Raw genomic sequence first — 16262 nt, 5'->3', positions numbered from 1 at the left:
TGCTCTGCCGAAAAAAGTTTGAAAACCCTGTGAAAATGGCTGCCCGCCGGTTGCCTTTTGTTCTACAAGTTGTCTATAATGATATTGTACAATTTGTAGAAGAAAGGCGGAGGGCGCTTTTTTATGGCACAATGCGTGGAAAACAAAACCCCGAACGGGCAGAAAAACGGCAGAGAGCGGTGGCTCCGGCTGCGGGCGGCGGCGGTCCGCCTGGCAAAGCGGCTGCGCTTTGGCCGGGGTGCGGCGGTGCTGGGGCAGTTTCTCTACGATGTGGGGTTCTGGGGAGAATATACCGCCCGGCGGCTGGTACGGGGAATCTGGAAGGCCTGCTGCTTTCTGGGGCGGCGCTGCGTCCTGGTCTGGAAGCGGGCATCCGGTCTGGTAACCGGCGCGCTGAAAACCGGTGTGCAGGATATGACCGCGCCGTTCACCCGCATGGCCAGCGGTGCGAAAAACATCCGCGCCCATGTGCAGGAGGAAAAGCAGGCAGGCACGGCCCATGCGGCCAAGGAGGGCCTGCGGTACTTTGCCCTGGGCGTACACAGATATTTCCCGCTTTTGGGCCGTGCGGCTGCCTATGTGCTGCCGGTGGCGGCGCTGGCGGTGTTCGGCTATACGGTACATACCGTGCTGGAATACAACTATGTTCTGGCGGTGGAAGTGAACGGCAGCGTGGTGGGCTATGTGCAGACCGAGCAGGTGTTCGACTCCGCCAGGGAAGAGGTGGCCCAGCGCATCAACTATGCGGGCGCGGGGGAAGAGAGCTGGACCGTGGAACCCTCCTACCAGATTGCGGTGGGGGAGCAGGTGCTGGACGAAAACCAGATGGCGGATGCCATTCTGCAAAGCTCCAGCAATGAAATTCAGAACGCCACCGGTCTGTATGTGAACGGCGAACTGGTGGCGGTGACCACCGAGGGCGACCGGCTGCGCCAGGAGCTGGACAGCATGACCTCCCCCTACGAGGACCCGGACAACCCGAATCTGACCGTGGCCTTCAACAAGGAGGTGCGCTGCGAGGACAGCATTTATTTCACCAGCACCCTGGTGCCGGTGGAACAGATCATCGAGAAGCTGCACGGCGAGGAGCAGGGGGCGGTGTATTACACCATCCAGGACGGGGATACCCCCTGGACCGTGGCGGGCAGCTTCGGCATCAGTGTGGACGAGCTGCAGGCACAGAACCCGGACCGGGATTTTTCCTCCAGCTCCGGCTTCCCGGTGGGCGGGCAGCTGACCATCAGCCAGGCCATGCCCTACCTGCAGGTGAAGCGCACGCTGGTGAGCACCTATCAGGAAAGCATTCCCTACGACACCGAGGAGCAGCAGGACCCCACCCTGCCCATGGGCACCGTGCAGGTGGTGCAGGAGGGGGCCGAGGGCGTGGCCGAAATCACCCAGCAGCAGGTGTTCTACGGGGATTCCGACACCCCCAGCGAGACCACGGTCATCGATCGGGTGGTGGTGCAGCAGCCGGTGACCCGTATCGTGGCCATGGGCCAGTACGTCCCGGCGGAAAACATCGCCTACCTTTCCGACGGCAGCACCCTGATCTGGCCGGTGCCCGCCTACCGGGGCATCAGCCGGTGGATGCTGGGCGCGGGTGGCAAGATTCACGGAGGCGTGGATATCCGAGCCAATTACGGCACCGAGATTCTGGCGTCGGCCTCCGGCCAGGTTACGGTGGCAGGGTATCACTGGAGCTACGGCAACTATGTGGTCATCAACCACGGCAACGGTTACCAGACCCTGTACGCCCATGCCAGCAGTCTGGCGGTGCGGGCGGGGCAGACCGTGACGCAGGGCCAGGTGATCGCCTATGTGGGGTCCACCGGTATATCCAGCGGAAACCATTGCCATTTCGAGATTCGGCTGAACGGTGCGCGCCAGCAGCCGAGAGACTTTTTCCCAAATAAATAATTTTAGGCAACCCCGCACAATTCACGCCTGACGGCTCAGGCGGCGTATCGCGCCAAAATTTTCCGTGCTATTTTCCAAAAATGCTCGCCAAGCCACCAAGGCTTGGCTGTGCTTTTTGGTTCATATCACAAAAAATTTCCGGCGCGCTCCACTACCTGGAATTGTGCGGGATTGCCTTTGCTTTTTGCTTGTATTTTTCCACCGGATTTGAAAGGAGTGTGAAAAAAACTGCCAAATCCTTGCCCTTTTGCCCCTTTTCGCGCTATAATGGGGGATGTATAAAAGCAAGGAAGGAGGGCGGTCAGGCTGGCGATTTTGGAAAAGACCCCGGAAACGGAAGAAAAGAACAACCAACAAGAGCAGCAGACCGGCTCCCCCTCTCCCGGCAAAGGCCCGGGCAGATGGGAAGCGATCAAACAGAAAATCCTGCAGAAGGCTGGCCCCTGGATCGAGCGGGCCAAACGGCACCCGGAAACAGCGGTGCTGGGGCAGTTTTTATATAACGTAGGCTTTTGGGGCGAATATACCGCCCGGCGGATGGTGCGTTTCGCATGGAACTGCATCCGGAAGGCGGGCGAGCGTATTGCCTGGATCTGGGGCCGGGTGGCAGGCCTGGTCAAGGGCGCGCTGAAAACCGGCGCGCAGGACCTGACGGCACCCTTTGCCCGCATGGCAAACGGCGCGAAGAACATCCGCGCCCGGGTGCAGGAGGAAAAGCAGGTAGGCACAGCCCACGCGGCCAAGGAGGGCCTGCGGTACTTTGCCTCCGGCGTACACAAATATTTCCCGCTTTTGGGCCGTGCGGCTGCCTATGTGCTGCCGGTGGCGGCACTGGCGGTGTTCGGCTATACGGTACATACCGTGCTGGAATACAACTATGTTCTGGCGGTGGAAGTGAACGGCAGCGTGGTGGGCTATGTGCAGACCGAGCAGGTGTTCGACTCCGCCAAGGAAGAGGTGGCCCAGCGTATCAACTATGCGGGCACCGACCGGGAAGGCTGGACCGTAGAGCCCTCCTACCAGATCGCCGTGGGCGAGGATGTGATGGATGAAAACCAGATGGCGGCCGCCATTCTGGAAAGCTCCAGCGACGAGATCCAGAACGCCACCGGTGTTTACGTGAACGATGAGCTGGTGGCGGTGACCACCGAGGGCGATGTGCTGCAGGCGGACCTGGACAGCATGACGGCCCCCTATGAGGACCCGGACAATCCGAACCTGACGGTGGAATTCACCAAGGATATCCGGCTGGAAAACAGCCTCTATTTCACCGACACCATTGTGCCGGTGGAGGATATCATCGAAAAGTTCCACGGAGAAGAGCAGGGCGCTGTTTACTACACAGTGCAGCAGGGTGATACCCCCTGGACCGTGGCAGGCAGCTTCGGCATCAGTGTGGACGAGCTGCAGGCGCAGAACCCCCAGCAGGATTTCTCCAGCAGCTTCTATGTGGGCGATGTGCTGACCATCAGTCAGGCCATGCCTTATCTGCAGGTGAAGCGGACCCTCATCAGCACCTATCAGGAGACCATCCCCTACAGCACCGAGGAGCAGGAGGACAACGAGCTGGCCTTCGGTTCCACCAAGATCATTCAGGATGGTGCGGAGGGCCTGGCTGAGGTGACCCAGCAGCAGGTGTTCTACGGCGATTCCTCCACCCCCAGCGAGACCACCATCATCGACCGGGTGGTGGTGCAGGAGCCGGTGACCAAGATCATTGCCAAGGGCAAGAAGCTTGCCAATGGCGACCTGGCCAGTACCGGCAGCGGCAGCCTCATGTGGCCGGTGCCCGGCTACAGCTACGTGAGCCGCTGGATGAGCAGCTACCACAAGGGCGCGGACATCTGCGCCCCCTACGGTACCCCCATTTACGCAGCGGACAGCGGTGTTGTGACCACTGCAGGCTACCATTACAGCTACGGCAACTACGTCATCATTAACCACGGCAACGGCTACCAGACCCTGTACGCCCATGCCAGCCGGTTGAACGTGCATGTGGGCCAGGCGGTAAGCCAGGGCGATGTGATCGCCTATGTGGGCTCCACCGGTAATTCCACCGGTAACCACTGCCACTTTGAGGTGTATGTGAACGGCGTGCGCCGCTCCGCCCGTGAGTGGTTCCCCTACAAATAAGTGGAAAACCGGTTGAAAACCCGCAAAAAGGCTTGCACTAAGCCGAAAAAACTGCTATGATTAACCTCGGACTTTTCTGGGATTCCCCAGTAAAGTCCGGGGTTTTTTTGCGGAAATTCCGGTGCTTGGTTAAAAAAGGTGCCTTTCTGCGAAAAACATTGTTTGAACCAAAACATAGTTCCCGGATACGTGTGCGCAGCTGGCGCATAGAGGTTACAAAATGCGTAAATACTACTCTCAAACCTTTCATTCCGCGGAAATCCGGTGTATAATATAACAGTTGTGATGCAGTTGAAGCAGAACGCCTCAAAGCGCGCAAAGGAGAGTTATCGTGGAGAAATTTGTTATCAACGGGGGTAAGCCCCTTCAGGGTGAAGTGACCATCAGCGGTGCAAAGAACGCGGTGGTAGCCATTTTGCCCGCCACTATCCTGGCAGCCGATAAATGTGTGATCGAGAACGTGCCCGCCATCAGCGACGTGGCCGTCTCGCTGGAGATCCTCACCGCCCTGGGCGCTAAGGTGCGGATGCTCAATAAAAATACCTACGAGATCGACACCACCCACATCAGCAGCACCGAGGTGCCGGACGATCTGTCCCGTCAGATGCGGGCGAGCTATTACTTCCTGGGTGCTTTGCTGGGCCGTTTCGGTTCCGGCCAGGTCGCCATGCCCGGCGGCTGCAACCTGGGCCCCCGTCCCATTGACCAGCACCTGAAGGCCTTCAGCGCCCTGGGTGCGGGCGATTCCGTGGAGTACGGCATGATCAAGGTGAGCGGCAGCCCCCTGAAGGGCGCGCATGTGTTCTTTGACAATGTGTCGGTGGGCGCCACCATGAACGCCATGCTCAGTGCTGTGCTGGCCGAGGGCCAGACCGTGCTGGAGAACGTGGCCAAGGAGCCCCACATCGTGGACCTGGCCAACTTTTTGAACATGATGGGCGCCGACGTGCGCGGCGCGGGCACCGACGTGATCCGCATCCGCGGCAAGAAGAGCATGCACGGCTGCACCTATTCCATTATCCCTGACCAGATCGAGGCCGGCAGCTACATGGTGGCCGCCGCCATCACCGGGGGCAACGTGCTCATCAAGAACGTGATCCCCAAGCATCTGGAGCCCATCACCGCAAAGATGGAGCTGGCTGGCGTGACCGTGGAGGAATATGACGACTCCATCCGGGTATGCCGTACCGGCGACCTGCTGCCCTTGAAGATTAAGACCATGCCCCATCCGGGCTTCCCCACCGATATGCAGCCTCTGATGACCGTGCTGCTCACCACTGCCAAGGGTACCTCCATCGTGACCGAGGGCATCTGGGAGAACCGCTTCCGCTATGTGGATGAGCTGGTGCGCATGGGCGCGAACATCCAGGTGGACGGCCAGGTGGCCGTGATCGAGGGGGTGCCCGAGCTGCAGCCTGCGCCGCTGCGCGCTTCCGACCTGCGGGCAGGTGCCGCGCTGGTCATGGCCGCGCTGAGCGCCAAGGGCACCAGCGAGGTTTCGGAGATCGCGCACATCGAGCGCGGCTACGAGGATCTGGTGGAAAAGCTGCAGGGTCTGGGCGCAGACATCCGTCGGGTGGAAAAGCCCGCTACCGGTCTGCCGCAGGCACTGTAACCCACATCTGACCGAAGAAGAAAAAGGCCGCGGAGCTGCGTTTTCCGCGGCCTTTTGTATACATATAGGAGAATTCATGGCATTTTTTACTTCTCTTTATTCCGGTTCCTCCGGAAACTGCTCGGTGGTGCGCTGCGAAGGCAAGTATCTGCTCATTGATATGGGCAAAAGCTGCCGCACCACCCTGAACGCCCTGAAGGAGATGGGGCTGGCCGTGGCGGACATGCAGGGCATTCTGGTCACCCACGAGCATTCCGACCACATCCAGGGCCTGCGGGTGTTTTTGAAGCATTATAATGTGCCGGTCTACGGCTGCAGCGCCACGCTGGACAACCTGCTGGACATGGAGCTGGTGCCCCCGGCGGCTGAGCTGATCGCCATCGAGGGGCGGCCGGAGGAGATCGGCGGCTTTGTGGTGGAGGCGTTTCCCACCAGCCACGACGTGCCCTGCTGTGGTTACCGCATCCGCACGCCGGACGGCGGGATCATGGCCATCGCCACCGACCTGGGCGTGCTCACGCCCCAGGTGCACCAGGCGCTGGCCGGGGTAAAGCTGGCGGCGCTGGAATCCAACTACGACCGTAACTGCCTGATGATGGGGTCCTATCCTTATCATCTGAAGCGGCGCATCCAGTCCGACCGGGGCCACCTGGACAATGCGGAGTGTGCCGCCAAGGTGCTGGAGCTGCTGCAGGACGGCTGCGAGAAGATCGCCCTGTGCCACCTGAGCCGGGAGAACAACACCCCTGAGCTGGCGCTGGCCACAGTGCGGGAGGCGATTCTGTGCGCGGGACTCAAGCCCGGCGAGAATGTGGTCATCCAGGCCCAGAAGCGCAACGAGCCCAGTGATTGGATGGAGTTTTAACGAGTATGCAAAAGATCGATTTGATTTGTATCGGCAAGCTGAATGCCAGCTATTTTGCCGCGGGCGTGGCCGAGTACCAGAAGCGGCTGGGAGCCTTCTGTGAATTCCGCATCATCGAGCTGCCGGAGGAGACCATCAGCGAGAAGAACGCCAGCCAGGCAGTGATCGACAAGGCTCTGGAGAAGGAGGGCCGGGCAATTTTGGCCAATGTGCGCAAGGGCGCGGCCCTGGTGGCGTTGTGCGTGGAGGGCAAGCTGGTTTCCAGCGAGGAGCTGGCAGCGGCCATTGCGGACCGGGCCATGAGCGGCGCGGGGGATATGGCCTTTGTGATTGGCTCCTCCCATGGTCTGGCCCCTATGGTAAAGCAGGCGGCGGCCATGAAGATCAGCCTGGGACGCATCACGCTGCCCCACCAGCTGGCCCGTCTGGTGCTCACCGAGCAGCTCTACCGGGCGTTTGCCATCAACAACCATATTAAGTATCATAAGTAACAAAAGCGGCCTGCCGGAACCGGCAGGCTGCTTTACGTTTCAAAAGTTTCCGTTTTTGAAAAATTCACAGTTTCGTGGTACAATAACAAAAACCCGGCCCGCACTGCAACAGCGCGCAGGGCCATCACAGAGAGGAGAATCCCCCTTGAATAAAAAATGGATCGCCGCCGCGCTGGCGGTGTGCCTGGCGGCGAGCTTTACCGCCTGCAAAAAAGCAAACGATGGCTACGATGTGACCGAGATCGGCCCGGAAAAGACCAGCGCGCCTTCCACCGTGCAGCCCCAGGCCAGCGCAGCGCCAACCGCTACCCCCAAGCCCCAGGCGGGCTTTGTGGTGGGACCGGTGAAGGATATCGACATCGTGACCTCGCTGGCGGACTATTCTGCGCCCTCTCAGACTCAGCTGAGCCTGGAGGAGCGGGAACAGCTGGCCTTCTTCACTCAGAACGGAAAAACCGGCGTGATCGACTTGAAGGGGAATATCGTGATCCCGGCGGAAAAGGATGTGCACTGGTGCCCGGTGTGCGGTATCACCAACGAGGGCGAGACCGAAATTTATAATGCCAAGGGTGAGGTGATCGGCTCCGGCGGGCATGGCCAGTTCGAGAGCCCCATCTATTACGACACCAAGACCAAGGCCCTGTACCTGGAAAACATGGAGACGCTGGTCTCCTGGAACCAGGAGATGTTGAACACGCTGGAGCCGGTGATCGCCACTGTGGTGACCATCACCCCCACCACCCAGGAGGATGCAAACTGGAAGGGGAGCTTTTTGAACGACGAGTCCGCCCCGGTGATCGTGGGTGAGACCGAGGGCTATATGCTCTTCAAGCCGGACGGCACTGCACTGAACAATCAGGTCTATGAAGAAATCCAGCGGGCCAGCACCGGCACCTTCGCGGTGAAGCAGAACGGCCTGTGGGGCTATGTGAACCAGGAGACCGGCGAAGAGATGGTGAAGTGCCAGTATCTGGAGGCCCTGCCCTTCAACGGCGACCGGGCCGCGGTAAAGGCAGAGAGCGGCTGGGGTTACATCAGCCTGACCGGCCGCCAGAAGACCAGCATGGACTTCCTGGGCGCGGCCAGTGCAGCGGATGAGTCCACCGCATGGGTGCGCACCGCCGAAGGCTGGGGCGTGGTGAATCTGAGTGATTATCCCCCGCAGGCCAGCTGAGCAGAACGGAATTAAAAAAGCAAAAGCCCACCGGTGAAAATTCGCGCCGGTGGGCTTTTCTGCTGCGGAATGGGGGGCAACCTGAAACAAAAGAAAAAGACCTGAAACCGAAGTTTCAGGTCTTTCTGGTGGAGATAAGCGGGATCGAACCGCTGACCTCTTGAATGCCATTCAAGCGCTCTCCCAGCTGAGCTATACCCCCAGATATTTGCTGCCGTTTTGCGACTGCTTGATTATTATAGCAGGAAATGTGGGACGTGTCAACAGAAAAAGAAAAGTTTTTTCAATAAAATGAAAAAAAGCGAACGGCCCTTCAGAAAGGGACAAACGGTAGCCTTTTCACGGTGGAATGTCTGCTGCCCCGGATTGGTTTTCCACCATGAAGAGGATTCATGGTGGAAAAGAAAAAGACCTGAAACCGAAGTTTCAGGTCTTCTGGTGGAGATAAGCGGGATCGAACCGCTGACCTCTTGAATGCCATTCAAGCGCTCTCCCAGCTGAGCTATACCCCCAGATGTTCGCTGCCGTCTTGCGACCGCTTGATTATTATAGCAGGACTTATGCCAATCGTCAATACCAAATTTGAAAAAATTTTACTTTTTTCGACGCAGGGCCGGAAAAGCTCCAGTTGTGCTGTTTGGAGCAAAGCGGTACCAGGGGGAATGGGCCAAGGTTACAAAAATCCCGTGCAAGGATTTGATGGACGGTTATGGTGACATCCTGTATGATAATACCATAAGGTTAGTTATTGCTAACTGTGGGAGATTAACCACCGGCTTCCGGGGATGCCGCTTTGCGGCGGGCCGGGGTCTGATCCGCTCCGATTCCATAACCTTCCATAACGAAAAACGCCAGAGGGCGGCGCCGGTTTTGTTTCCGGCGCCGCCCTCGGCGTTTATAGCATATGCGGAACAATCAGAACAGCCGCTGGCCCTGCACGTACTTGGCGCAGGGAGCGCCGTCGCCCAGGTAGACCATCCGCTCCAGCCGCTCGGGCAGGCTGCACAGCCGGGTGGTGGGCAGGTTGGAATCGTCCATCACAATGGCGTCGAACTCATAGCCGGGCTCAAAGCTGCCCACCTTGCCGAAGAAGGCGCCGCCGCCCTTGGTGGCCAGATACAGCACATCGGGCATGGTCAGGGCGGGAGTGCTCTGGTCCACCAGACGCCAGCGCAGCTTGGAGCACTGGATGGCGTCGGTCATGGCACGGAAGATGGACAGATGCGCGCCGCCTGCCACGTCGCTGCCCAGCCCCACCTTCTGGCCCTCCAGCAGGTAGCTCTTGATGGGGGCAATGCCGGAGGAAACGTTCATGTTGGACTGGGGGCAGTGGGCGATGAACACGCCGTTGGCCTTCATGCGGGCACGCTCTTCCGCGCCGCTCCATACGCAGTGGGCCATCACGGTGGGGCACTCGCCGCCGAACAGACCAAACTGCTCATAGGCCTCGCCGTAGAACCGGGTGCCGGGGCACAGCTCGCTCACCCACTTGATCTCGGAAAGGTTCTCCGACAGGTGGGACTGCATGGGCACGCCGAACTCCTTCTGCAGCTTGCCCAGACCGGCCATCAGCTCGTCGGTGCAGCTGGGGGTGAAGCGGGGGGTGAGCATGGGTTTGCTCTTGGTGAAGGCGGCGCTGTCCAGCAGCCACTGGCGGGTCTCCGCCAGGGATTCCGCGCAGGTTTCCCGCAGGATGTCAGGGCTGTTGCGGTCCATGTTCACCTTGCCCACATAGCAGCACAGGCCGGCCTTCTCCAGCAGCTCCATCAGCTTGAGGGTTGCGGGCCGGTGAATGGTGGCAAAGATGCAGGCGCGGGTGGTGGCGCTGTGCAGCAGCTGCTGGGTGAAGATGCCGTAAGCCTTCTCTGCATATTCCGGGTCAGCAAACTTGCTCTCTTCGGGAAAGGCGTTGGCCTCCAGCCACTGCAGCAGCTCCATGTCCATGCCCAGGCCCCGGTAGGCGTACTGGCTGGCGTGCACGTGCAGATCCACCAGGCCGGGCAGGATCAGCTTGCCGCTGTGGTCCTCCACGGGCAGGTCCTTGTACTGCTCGGGCAGCTGGGCGAACACGCCCGCCACCTTCTGCTCCACGCATACCAGATAACTCTCGGGATAGATGGCCAGCTGGCCGGGAGCGGGGGTGAAGAAGATATTGCCCTTCAGGGCAAACGAGGTCTTGTTCATGAAGTACTCCTTATAATTACATTATATATGCAAAAAAACATCTTAGAAAACGGCCGCCGAATATTATAACGGAATTCACGCAAAAGGGCAAGGGGAAAATGCAACAGAAAATCTCTTGCATTTATGGTGGTTTTATTATATAATAGCACTGTTCGGACAGAGCCAAAACGGTGCGCTGTTCGGCATACGGATGCGGGCCCTGTGCGATGGGGCCCCATGAACCATGTCAGGCGGGGAACCGAGCAGCATTAAGTGGTCTGCCCTGTGCGCCGCAGGCAGCCTGCATCCGTATGCCAAGCAGCGCAAAGGCAGGCGCATTGGCGCTTGCGGGCCTGTCCGTTTTTTGTACCGGCAGAAAGGAGGGCACGGCAGGATGTATCGGGCGCTTTACCGCAAATGGCGGCCCCGCACCTTCGAGGACGTGGTGGGCCAGCAGGGCATTGTGTCGGCCCTGAAAAACCAGATCGCCACCGGCCGGGTGGGCCACGCCTACCTGTTCACCGGTACCCGGGGCACCGGCAAGACCACCTGCGCCAAGATCTTCGCCAAGGCGGTGAACTGTCAGGACAAGACCAGCCCGGACCCCTGCGGCGTCTGCCAAATCTGCAAAGGCATCGATGACGGCTCCATCCTGGACGTGGTGGAGATCGACGCCGCATCCAACAACGGCGTGGACAACATCCGCGACCTGCGGGACGAGACCGCCTATACCCCCAGCGCCTGTGCCTATAAAGTATATATCATCGACGAGGTGCACATGCTTTCCATTGCGGCGTTCAACGCGCTGCTCAAAATCATGGAGGAGCCGCCCAGTCATGTGATCTTCATTCTGGCCACCACCGAAATTCACAAGGTGCCGGCCACCATTCTGTCCCGCTGCCAGCGGTATGACTTCGGCCGCATCAAGCCGGAGGACATCGCCGCCCGGGTGAGCTACGTGGCCGCCCAGGAGCAGCTGGAGCTGACCGAGGGCGCGGCGGCGCTGATCGCCCGCCTGGCGGACGGCGCGCTCCGTGACGCGCTGTCCATTCTGGACACTTGCGCCGGTGTCTCCACCCAGATCGACGAGGAGCTGGTGCGGCGGATGGCCGGTGTGACCGACCGCAGCTACCTGTTCCGGATCAGCGAGGCGCTGCACAACAAAAACGCCACCGAGGCTCTGGCCGAGGTGGCCCAGCTGCGCCAGCAGTCGGTGGACATGAAGCGCCTGTGCGAGGAGCTGATCGCCCATTACCGCAACCTGATGCTGGCGGCGCTTCCCGGCGGCAAGGCCCTGCTCAGCGGGGTGGCCCCGGAGGAGGAAGCCCAGTATCTGCAAACTGCCGAAACCATCCGCCAGGGCGAGAGCGTGCGGGCCGTGCGCCTGCTGGGCTCCGCGCTGGAAAAGATGGGCCGGGGGACCGACCAGCGCATCGAGCTGGAGTTGGCCCTCTTTGCTCTGACCGAAACACCGCAGGCTGCCCAGCAGCCGGTGCAGGCCGCCCCGGTGCAGACAGCAACGGCCCAGCAGCAGGCCCCGGCCTTTGGCCAGCAGAGCGCGGCCCCCTTTGCGGCAGCACCCTTTGCCGCCGCCGATCCCGCTCCCTTCGCGGTGCGCCAGCCGGAAGCCTCGGCCCCGGCGGCAGCCGCCCCCAAGGCGGCAGCGCAAAGTGCCGCGCCCCAGAGCCAGGACCTTCCGCCCTGGGAGCTGGATGCGCCCCCTGTGAGCGCAAAGGAGGCCCGGGAAATGGCAAAACCGGCGGACGCGCCCATTGCGGCGGCCCAACAGCCGGAACCCCTGCCCTGGGAGGCAGAGCCTATCCAGCAAAAGGAGGTTCCGCCCCCGGTGGAGCAGGCCCAGCCCAAGCGGCAGAGCCTTGCGGCCCCCGCCAAGGGCGAGCCGCCCCAGCCCTTTGAGCCCTGGCCCCAGGTGGTCGCCCTTCTGGAAACCCGGGACCGGCAGCTCTATTCCCACCTTCACAAGTCCCGCGCCGTGTACGATGGCCGCCGGGTGCTGATCGAAGGCGGTCCAACCTTCCGAGACTTCATCCGCGTGAACAAGGAATCCCAGGAGATCTTGAAACAGATCATCCAGGAGGTGACCGGCGTGCGCTGCGGCATTGGCCCTTATGTGGACAAGTCCAAGGCAAACGGTGTGTCTCACACGGTGGAGGATACTTTAAAAGAACTCGCGGCCCAAGGGGTCGACGTGGTCTACAATGACAAATAAGCTAAGGAGAGAACAACCATGAAAGCAAGACTGCCCCAGGGCTTTGGCAAGCCCGACGTGAACGCCCTGATGCGCCAGGCCCAGAAGATGCAGGAAGAAATGAAGGCCAAGCAGGAGGAGCTGGAGAACACCGAGTACCAGGCTTCCGCTGGCGGCGGCATGGTTCAGATCACCATGACCGGCAAGCACGAGATCACCTCCATCAAGATCAATCCTGAGATCGTGGACAAGGACGACATCGAGATGCTGGAGGATATGGTGGCCGCTGCCGTGAACGAGGCTGTTCGCGTGGTGGACGCTGACTCCGACAAGGCCATGCAGGAGCTGACCGGCAACGCCAACTTCCCCGGCCTGTAAGGAGCGATCAGCATGGGATACAACGCCGCGCCGCTGGAGCGGCTGGTGGAACAGTTTTCCAAATTCCCCGGCATCGGGCGCAAAGGCGCCACCCGCATGGCCTATCAGGTGCTGAGCATGCCCGCCGCCGAGGCGGCCGAGCTGGCCAAGGCCATTGAGGAGGCGCATACCAAGCTGCACCGGTGCAAAATCTGCCAGGATTACACCGAGAACGACCTGTGCAAGGTCTGTTCCTCGCCCAAGCGGGATCATTCGGTGATCTGCGTGGTGGAAAGCCCCCGGGATGTGACCGCCTTCGAGCGTACCCGGGAGTATAATGGATTGTACCACGTGCTGCACGGCTTGATTTCGCCCATGGATGGCATCGGCGCCGATCAGCTTTGTGTGAAGGAGCTGCTGGCCCGCCTGCATGACGGCGAGGTGAAGGAGGTCATCATGGCCACCAACCCCACCGTGGAGGGCGAAGCCACCGCCATGTATCTGGCGAAGCTCATCAAGCCCCTGGGCATCAAGACCACCCGCCTGGCCTATGGCCTGCCGGTGGGCTCCAGCCTGGAATACGCCGACGAGACCACTCTGTATAAGGCGCTCAGCGGCCGGGGAGAGCTGTGACCGGCTTGACAAAGCCGGTCGCAGCGGGTTATACTTTGTAAACAGAAACCAAGGGCGCACAACAGAGGAGGTGACGAAATGCCCGAGCAGGTGAAAACCAAACAGATCGCCGCCAACCGGCAGGCACGGCACGAGTATTTCGTCATGGAAAGCCTGGAAACGGGCATCGAGCTGGTGGGCACCGAGGTGAAAAGTCTCCGCATGGGCCAGGTGAACATGAAGGACTCCTGGGTGGATGTGGAGAACGGGCAGCTGATCGTGTACGGAATGCACATCAGCCCCTATGAAAAAGGCAATATCTTCAATCGGGACCCGTTGCGGCCCCGGCGGCTGCTGGCTCATAAAAATGAGATCCGCAAGCTGGCGCAGGAGATCAAATTGCAGGGCTATACCCTGATTCCGCTTTCGCTTTATTTCAAGCATGGCAGGGTAAAGCTGGAGCTTGGCCTGTGCAAGGGCAAAAAGCTGTACGACAAGCGGGCCACCGCGGCCCAGCGCGCCGCCCAGCGGGACATTGACCGGGCCATGAAAACACAGCGGCGGTAAGGCCGCAAACCAAAAGCGCACATTCGCTTTCCGGGCGGAATTTCCGCCCTTTTATGGGGATGTAAAGGTTTCGACGGGGAGAGGAAAGCGCGAGCAGCGGGTAGTGGATGGGGGCCACACTCTAAACGCCTCCGAAAAAATAGCTAACAACAATAAATTAGCTGTCGCTGCCTAATTATAGGCGGCTGTCCTGCCTGTCTTAGTACCGAACAGGGCCAGGGCATCGATTAGGTACTGAACGTGAGCAGCCTTAAGCTTTGCGGGCGGCCATGAACTCATGAAGCTACCAATGTGTCGGCCTGTTTGCCGGCCTGGCACAAAGGAAATGTTGTAGACAAACTGCACCCGGAGATACTCTCGTGGACTTCTTTTCGGACGCGGGTTCGATTCCCGCCATCTCCACCATAAAACGCCCGAATGCCGATGGCATTCGGGCGTTTTCCTTTTTCACTGTTCACTCTTCTCTTTTCACTTGTTTTGCGTACCTGCACGGAAGCTTTCGGTTGGGTTCAAAGCGCCCTCTTTTGCGCAATCAGCTGTGCAAACTCTTTTTCCAGCTCTTCTTTATCCGAACAGTTCGGGAGTGACAGCCGCGAAATCACTTCGGCCAGCCGCAGCTCCAAAAGAACTTTATCAATTTTCTTTTCGGATTTTGCCTCGGCCTGCTTATTCTCCCAGGCAGTAAGGTTACCATCAAAGGCGAGGAGCTTTCTGTCCTCGATCCGCAGAATCCGAGTGGCGCAGGCATCCGAAAACGCCCGGTCATGGGAGACAAACAGGATGGTTCCTTCGTAGTCCTGCACCATTTTCTGCAGCGCCTCAATGGCGGGCATGTCCAGAAAGTTCGTGGGCTCATCCAGCAAAAGCAGGTTGGCAGGGGAACCGAACAGCTTGGCAAAGGCAAGTTTGACCCGTTCGCCGCCGCTCAGGACACCCGTTTTTTTGAACACATCCTCCCGGCGGATCAAAAGCCGGGCCAGAATACCACGCATAGTGCTTTCGCTCTGGACCGAGGTTTCCATCACGTTTTCCAAAACCGTTTTGTCCGGGTCCAGGGCATCCAGGCTTTGTTGGAAGTATCCGATTTTTGCTTTGGGAACCAGGCGGATTCCCGGTGCGCCGGAGCGGATCAATTCCATGAGGGTGGTTTTTCCTGCTCCGTTCGGCCCGATCAGGGCTGTTTTGCTCCCGTTAGGAAGTGAGAACGAGGCGTTTTCAAAAATAAGACTGTTCCCATAGCCGAAGGTGAGCTGGCTGCCGGTGGCGATTTCCCGGTTGGCGGGTGGATCGGTGAGAGAAAAATCAATGTGAACCAGGGCCGCTTGCTGCGGCTTTTCTTTTACCTCCAGCTGTTCCAGACGGGATAAGATCGTCTTCCGGGCGCTGTCCAGCTTTTCCGTTTTTTCGCCTGCCGCTCGCTTGTGAAGACGGGCTTCGGAATTTCCCATGCGGCTGGGCGCTTTTTTCACGCTCTGGCTGGCCTGGTTCCGCTGGCGGGCCGCTTTCTCCAGCCGGACTTTTTCGCTGCGGTATTGCTGGTACTCAAATTCCTGCCGCTGGAAGGCTTCCTCCCGTTGCTTCTGATACGCGGTGAAATTGCCGGTGTAAAAATGAAGCTGCCCCTCCCTTACCTCAAGGATGCGGGTACACAGCCGGTCCAGAACGGCACGGTCGTGGCTGACCAGCAGCAGGGTGGGATATTGTTCCAGCATCCGGCAGCAGAGCTCCACGCCCTCTGCGTCCAGATTGGCGGTGGGTTCATCCGCAAAGGTCAAAAGCGAATCCGGATTCATGGCCGCCAGCCCCAGGCGGGTCATCTCGCCGCCGCTCAGCCGTTCGCGGGAAAGCTTGCCCGAAAGGCCCAGCTCGCGGCATTTTTGCGGGTCCGCCTGTGCCGCCGGTGCCCGGAACTGCTTGAAATAATTCACCGGCACTGCTCGCGTTACGGTTCCTTCGTCCGGAACCAATTCGCCGGACAGAATATTCAAAAGCGTGGTTTTACCCGCGCCGTTGGTCCCTACGATCCCGATGCGGTCCCCCTCGTATACAGTGAGCTTTTCAAATTCCAGAATTTTTTGCTCTCCGAAATACTGGACGATATGATGTGCAGACAACAGAATTTTGGACATAAAAATACCTCCTTAGCCTTGCAGAAG

The 16262-nt window shown here is 59.6% G+C and carries 12 protein-coding genes, 2 tRNA genes and 2 other RNA genes; 12 read left to right on the top strand and 4 right to left on the bottom strand.

Features of this window, described 5'->3' with window-relative positions; all coding sequences use genetic code 11:
* Positions 1-123 precede the first annotated feature (123 nt).
* The 6 genes from PH256_RS02830 (at position 124) to PH256_RS02805 (ending at position 8198) form a co-directional block, all read left to right on the top strand.
* Positions 124-1920 carry a LysM peptidoglycan-binding domain-containing M23 family metallopeptidase gene (locus PH256_RS02830; RefSeq protein WP_270912895.1) on the top strand — a complete coding sequence of 599 codons (1797 nt, stop codon included), beginning with the start codon at positions 124-126 and terminating at the stop codon, positions 1918-1920.
* A 315-nt stretch (positions 1921-2235) separates the two neighbouring features.
* A complete protein-coding gene (locus PH256_RS02825) occupies positions 2236-4053 on the top strand; it encodes a peptidoglycan DD-metalloendopeptidase family protein (protein ID WP_270912894.1) in 1818 nt (605 codons plus the stop codon).
* 331 nt (positions 4054-4384) lie between these two features.
* Positions 4385-5668 carry a UDP-N-acetylglucosamine 1-carboxyvinyltransferase gene (locus PH256_RS02820; protein WP_087185288.1) on the top strand — a complete coding sequence of 428 codons (1284 nt, stop codon included), beginning with the start codon at positions 4385-4387 and terminating at the stop codon, positions 5666-5668.
* Positions 5669-5744: 76 nt separating this feature from the next.
* Positions 5745-6533 carry an MBL fold metallo-hydrolase gene (locus PH256_RS02815; RefSeq protein ID WP_270912893.1) on the top strand — a complete coding sequence of 263 codons (789 nt, stop codon included), beginning with the start codon at positions 5745-5747 and terminating at the stop codon, positions 6531-6533.
* A 5-nt stretch (positions 6534-6538) separates the two neighbouring features.
* Positions 6539-7024: a 23S rRNA (pseudouridine(1915)-N(3))-methyltransferase RlmH gene (rlmH, locus tag PH256_RS02810; RefSeq protein WP_087181971.1), complete on the top strand. Its 486-nt coding sequence runs from the start codon at positions 6539-6541 to the stop codon at positions 7022-7024.
* Between the two features lie 145 nt (positions 7025-7169).
* A complete protein-coding gene (locus tag PH256_RS02805; RefSeq protein WP_270912892.1) occupies positions 7170-8198 on the top strand; it encodes a WG repeat-containing protein in 1029 nt (342 codons plus the stop codon).
* 126 nt (positions 8199-8324) lie between these two features.
* Here the strand turns inward: PH256_RS02805 and PH256_RS02800 are convergent.
* The 3 genes from PH256_RS02800 to PH256_RS02790 form a co-directional block, all read right to left on the bottom strand.
* Positions 8325-8400: transfer RNA gene (locus tag PH256_RS02800), tRNA-Ala, on the bottom strand.
* Positions 8401-8634: 234 nt separating this feature from the next.
* A tRNA-Ala gene (locus PH256_RS02795) sits at positions 8635-8710 on the bottom strand.
* A gap of 403 nt (positions 8711-9113) precedes the next feature.
* Entirely contained in the window at positions 9114-10382 is a 1269-nt protein-coding gene (locus tag PH256_RS02790; protein ID WP_270912891.1) for an amidohydrolase family protein, read from the bottom strand.
* 190 nt (positions 10383-10572) lie between these two features.
* Here PH256_RS02790 and ffs point away from each other — a divergent pair.
* The 6 genes from ffs to ssrA all read left to right on the top strand — a co-directional run bounded on the left by ffs (position 10573) and on the right by ssrA (position 14511).
* An RNA gene (ffs, locus tag PH256_RS02785) (signal recognition particle sRNA small type) lies at positions 10573-10671 on the top strand.
* Between the two features lie 84 nt (positions 10672-10755).
* Entirely contained in the window at positions 10756-12591 is a 1836-nt protein-coding gene (dnaX, locus tag PH256_RS02780; protein ID WP_087185284.1) for a DNA polymerase III subunit gamma/tau, read from the top strand.
* Positions 12592-12609: 18 nt separating this feature from the next.
* A complete protein-coding gene (locus PH256_RS02775; protein ID WP_058965836.1) occupies positions 12610-12948 on the top strand; it encodes a YbaB/EbfC family nucleoid-associated protein in 339 nt (112 codons plus the stop codon).
* Between the two features lie 12 nt (positions 12949-12960).
* A complete protein-coding gene (gene recR / locus PH256_RS02770) occupies positions 12961-13560 on the top strand; it encodes a recombination mediator RecR (RefSeq protein ID WP_087185283.1) in 600 nt (199 codons plus the stop codon).
* A gap of 78 nt (positions 13561-13638) precedes the next feature.
* Positions 13639-14106: an SsrA-binding protein SmpB gene (smpB, locus tag PH256_RS02765; protein ID WP_058965841.1), complete on the top strand. Its 468-nt coding sequence runs from the start codon at positions 13639-13641 to the stop codon at positions 14104-14106.
* Between the two features lie 55 nt (positions 14107-14161).
* Positions 14162-14511: a transfer-messenger RNA gene (ssrA, locus tag PH256_RS02760) on the top strand.
* Positions 14512-14615: 104 nt separating this feature from the next.
* Here ssrA and abc-f read toward each other — a convergent pair.
* The gene (gene abc-f, locus PH256_RS02755; protein ID WP_270912889.1) at positions 14616-16235 is read right to left on the bottom strand and encodes a ribosomal protection-like ABC-F family protein; all 1620 of its coding nucleotides are present in this window, start codon (positions 16233-16235) and stop codon (positions 14616-14618) included.
* Between the last annotated feature and the right edge of the window lie 27 nt (positions 16236-16262).

The organism is Allofournierella sp. CML151 (assembly GCF_027853465.1).
Lineage (GTDB): Bacteria > Bacillota > Clostridia > Oscillospirales > Ruminococcaceae > Allofournierella.
The sequence above is the reverse complement of the archived record's forward strand: the minus strand, read 5'-3'. Positions and strand labels throughout refer to the sequence as shown.

Excerpts from the sequence above, each read along its gene's own strand:
- PH256_RS02830 (WP_270912895.1), top strand. The coding sequence starts at position 124 with ATGGCACAATGCGTGGAAAACAAAACCCCGAACGGGCAGAAAAACGGC.
- rlmH (WP_087181971.1), top strand. The coding sequence starts at position 6,539 with ATGCAAAAGATCGATTTGATTTGTATCGGCAAGCTGAATGCCAGCTAT.
- smpB (WP_058965841.1), top strand. The coding sequence starts at position 13,639 with ATGCCCGAGCAGGTGAAAACCAAACAGATCGCCGCCAACCGGCAGGCA.
- PH256_RS02775 (WP_058965836.1), top strand. The coding sequence starts at position 12,610 with ATGAAAGCAAGACTGCCCCAGGGCTTTGGCAAGCCCGACGTGAACGCC.
- abc-f (WP_270912889.1), bottom strand. The coding sequence starts at position 16,235 with ATGTCCAAAATTCTGTTGTCTGCACATCATATCGTCCAGTATTTCGGA.
- dnaX (WP_087185284.1), top strand. The coding sequence starts at position 10,756 with ATGTATCGGGCGCTTTACCGCAAATGGCGGCCCCGCACCTTCGAGGAC.
- recR (WP_087185283.1), top strand. The coding sequence starts at position 12,961 with ATGGGATACAACGCCGCGCCGCTGGAGCGGCTGGTGGAACAGTTTTCC.
- PH256_RS02815 (WP_270912893.1), top strand. The coding sequence starts at position 5,745 with ATGGCATTTTTTACTTCTCTTTATTCCGGTTCCTCCGGAAACTGCTCG.
- PH256_RS02790 (WP_270912891.1), bottom strand. The coding sequence starts at position 10,382 with ATGAACAAGACCTCGTTTGCCCTGAAGGGCAATATCTTCTTCACCCCC.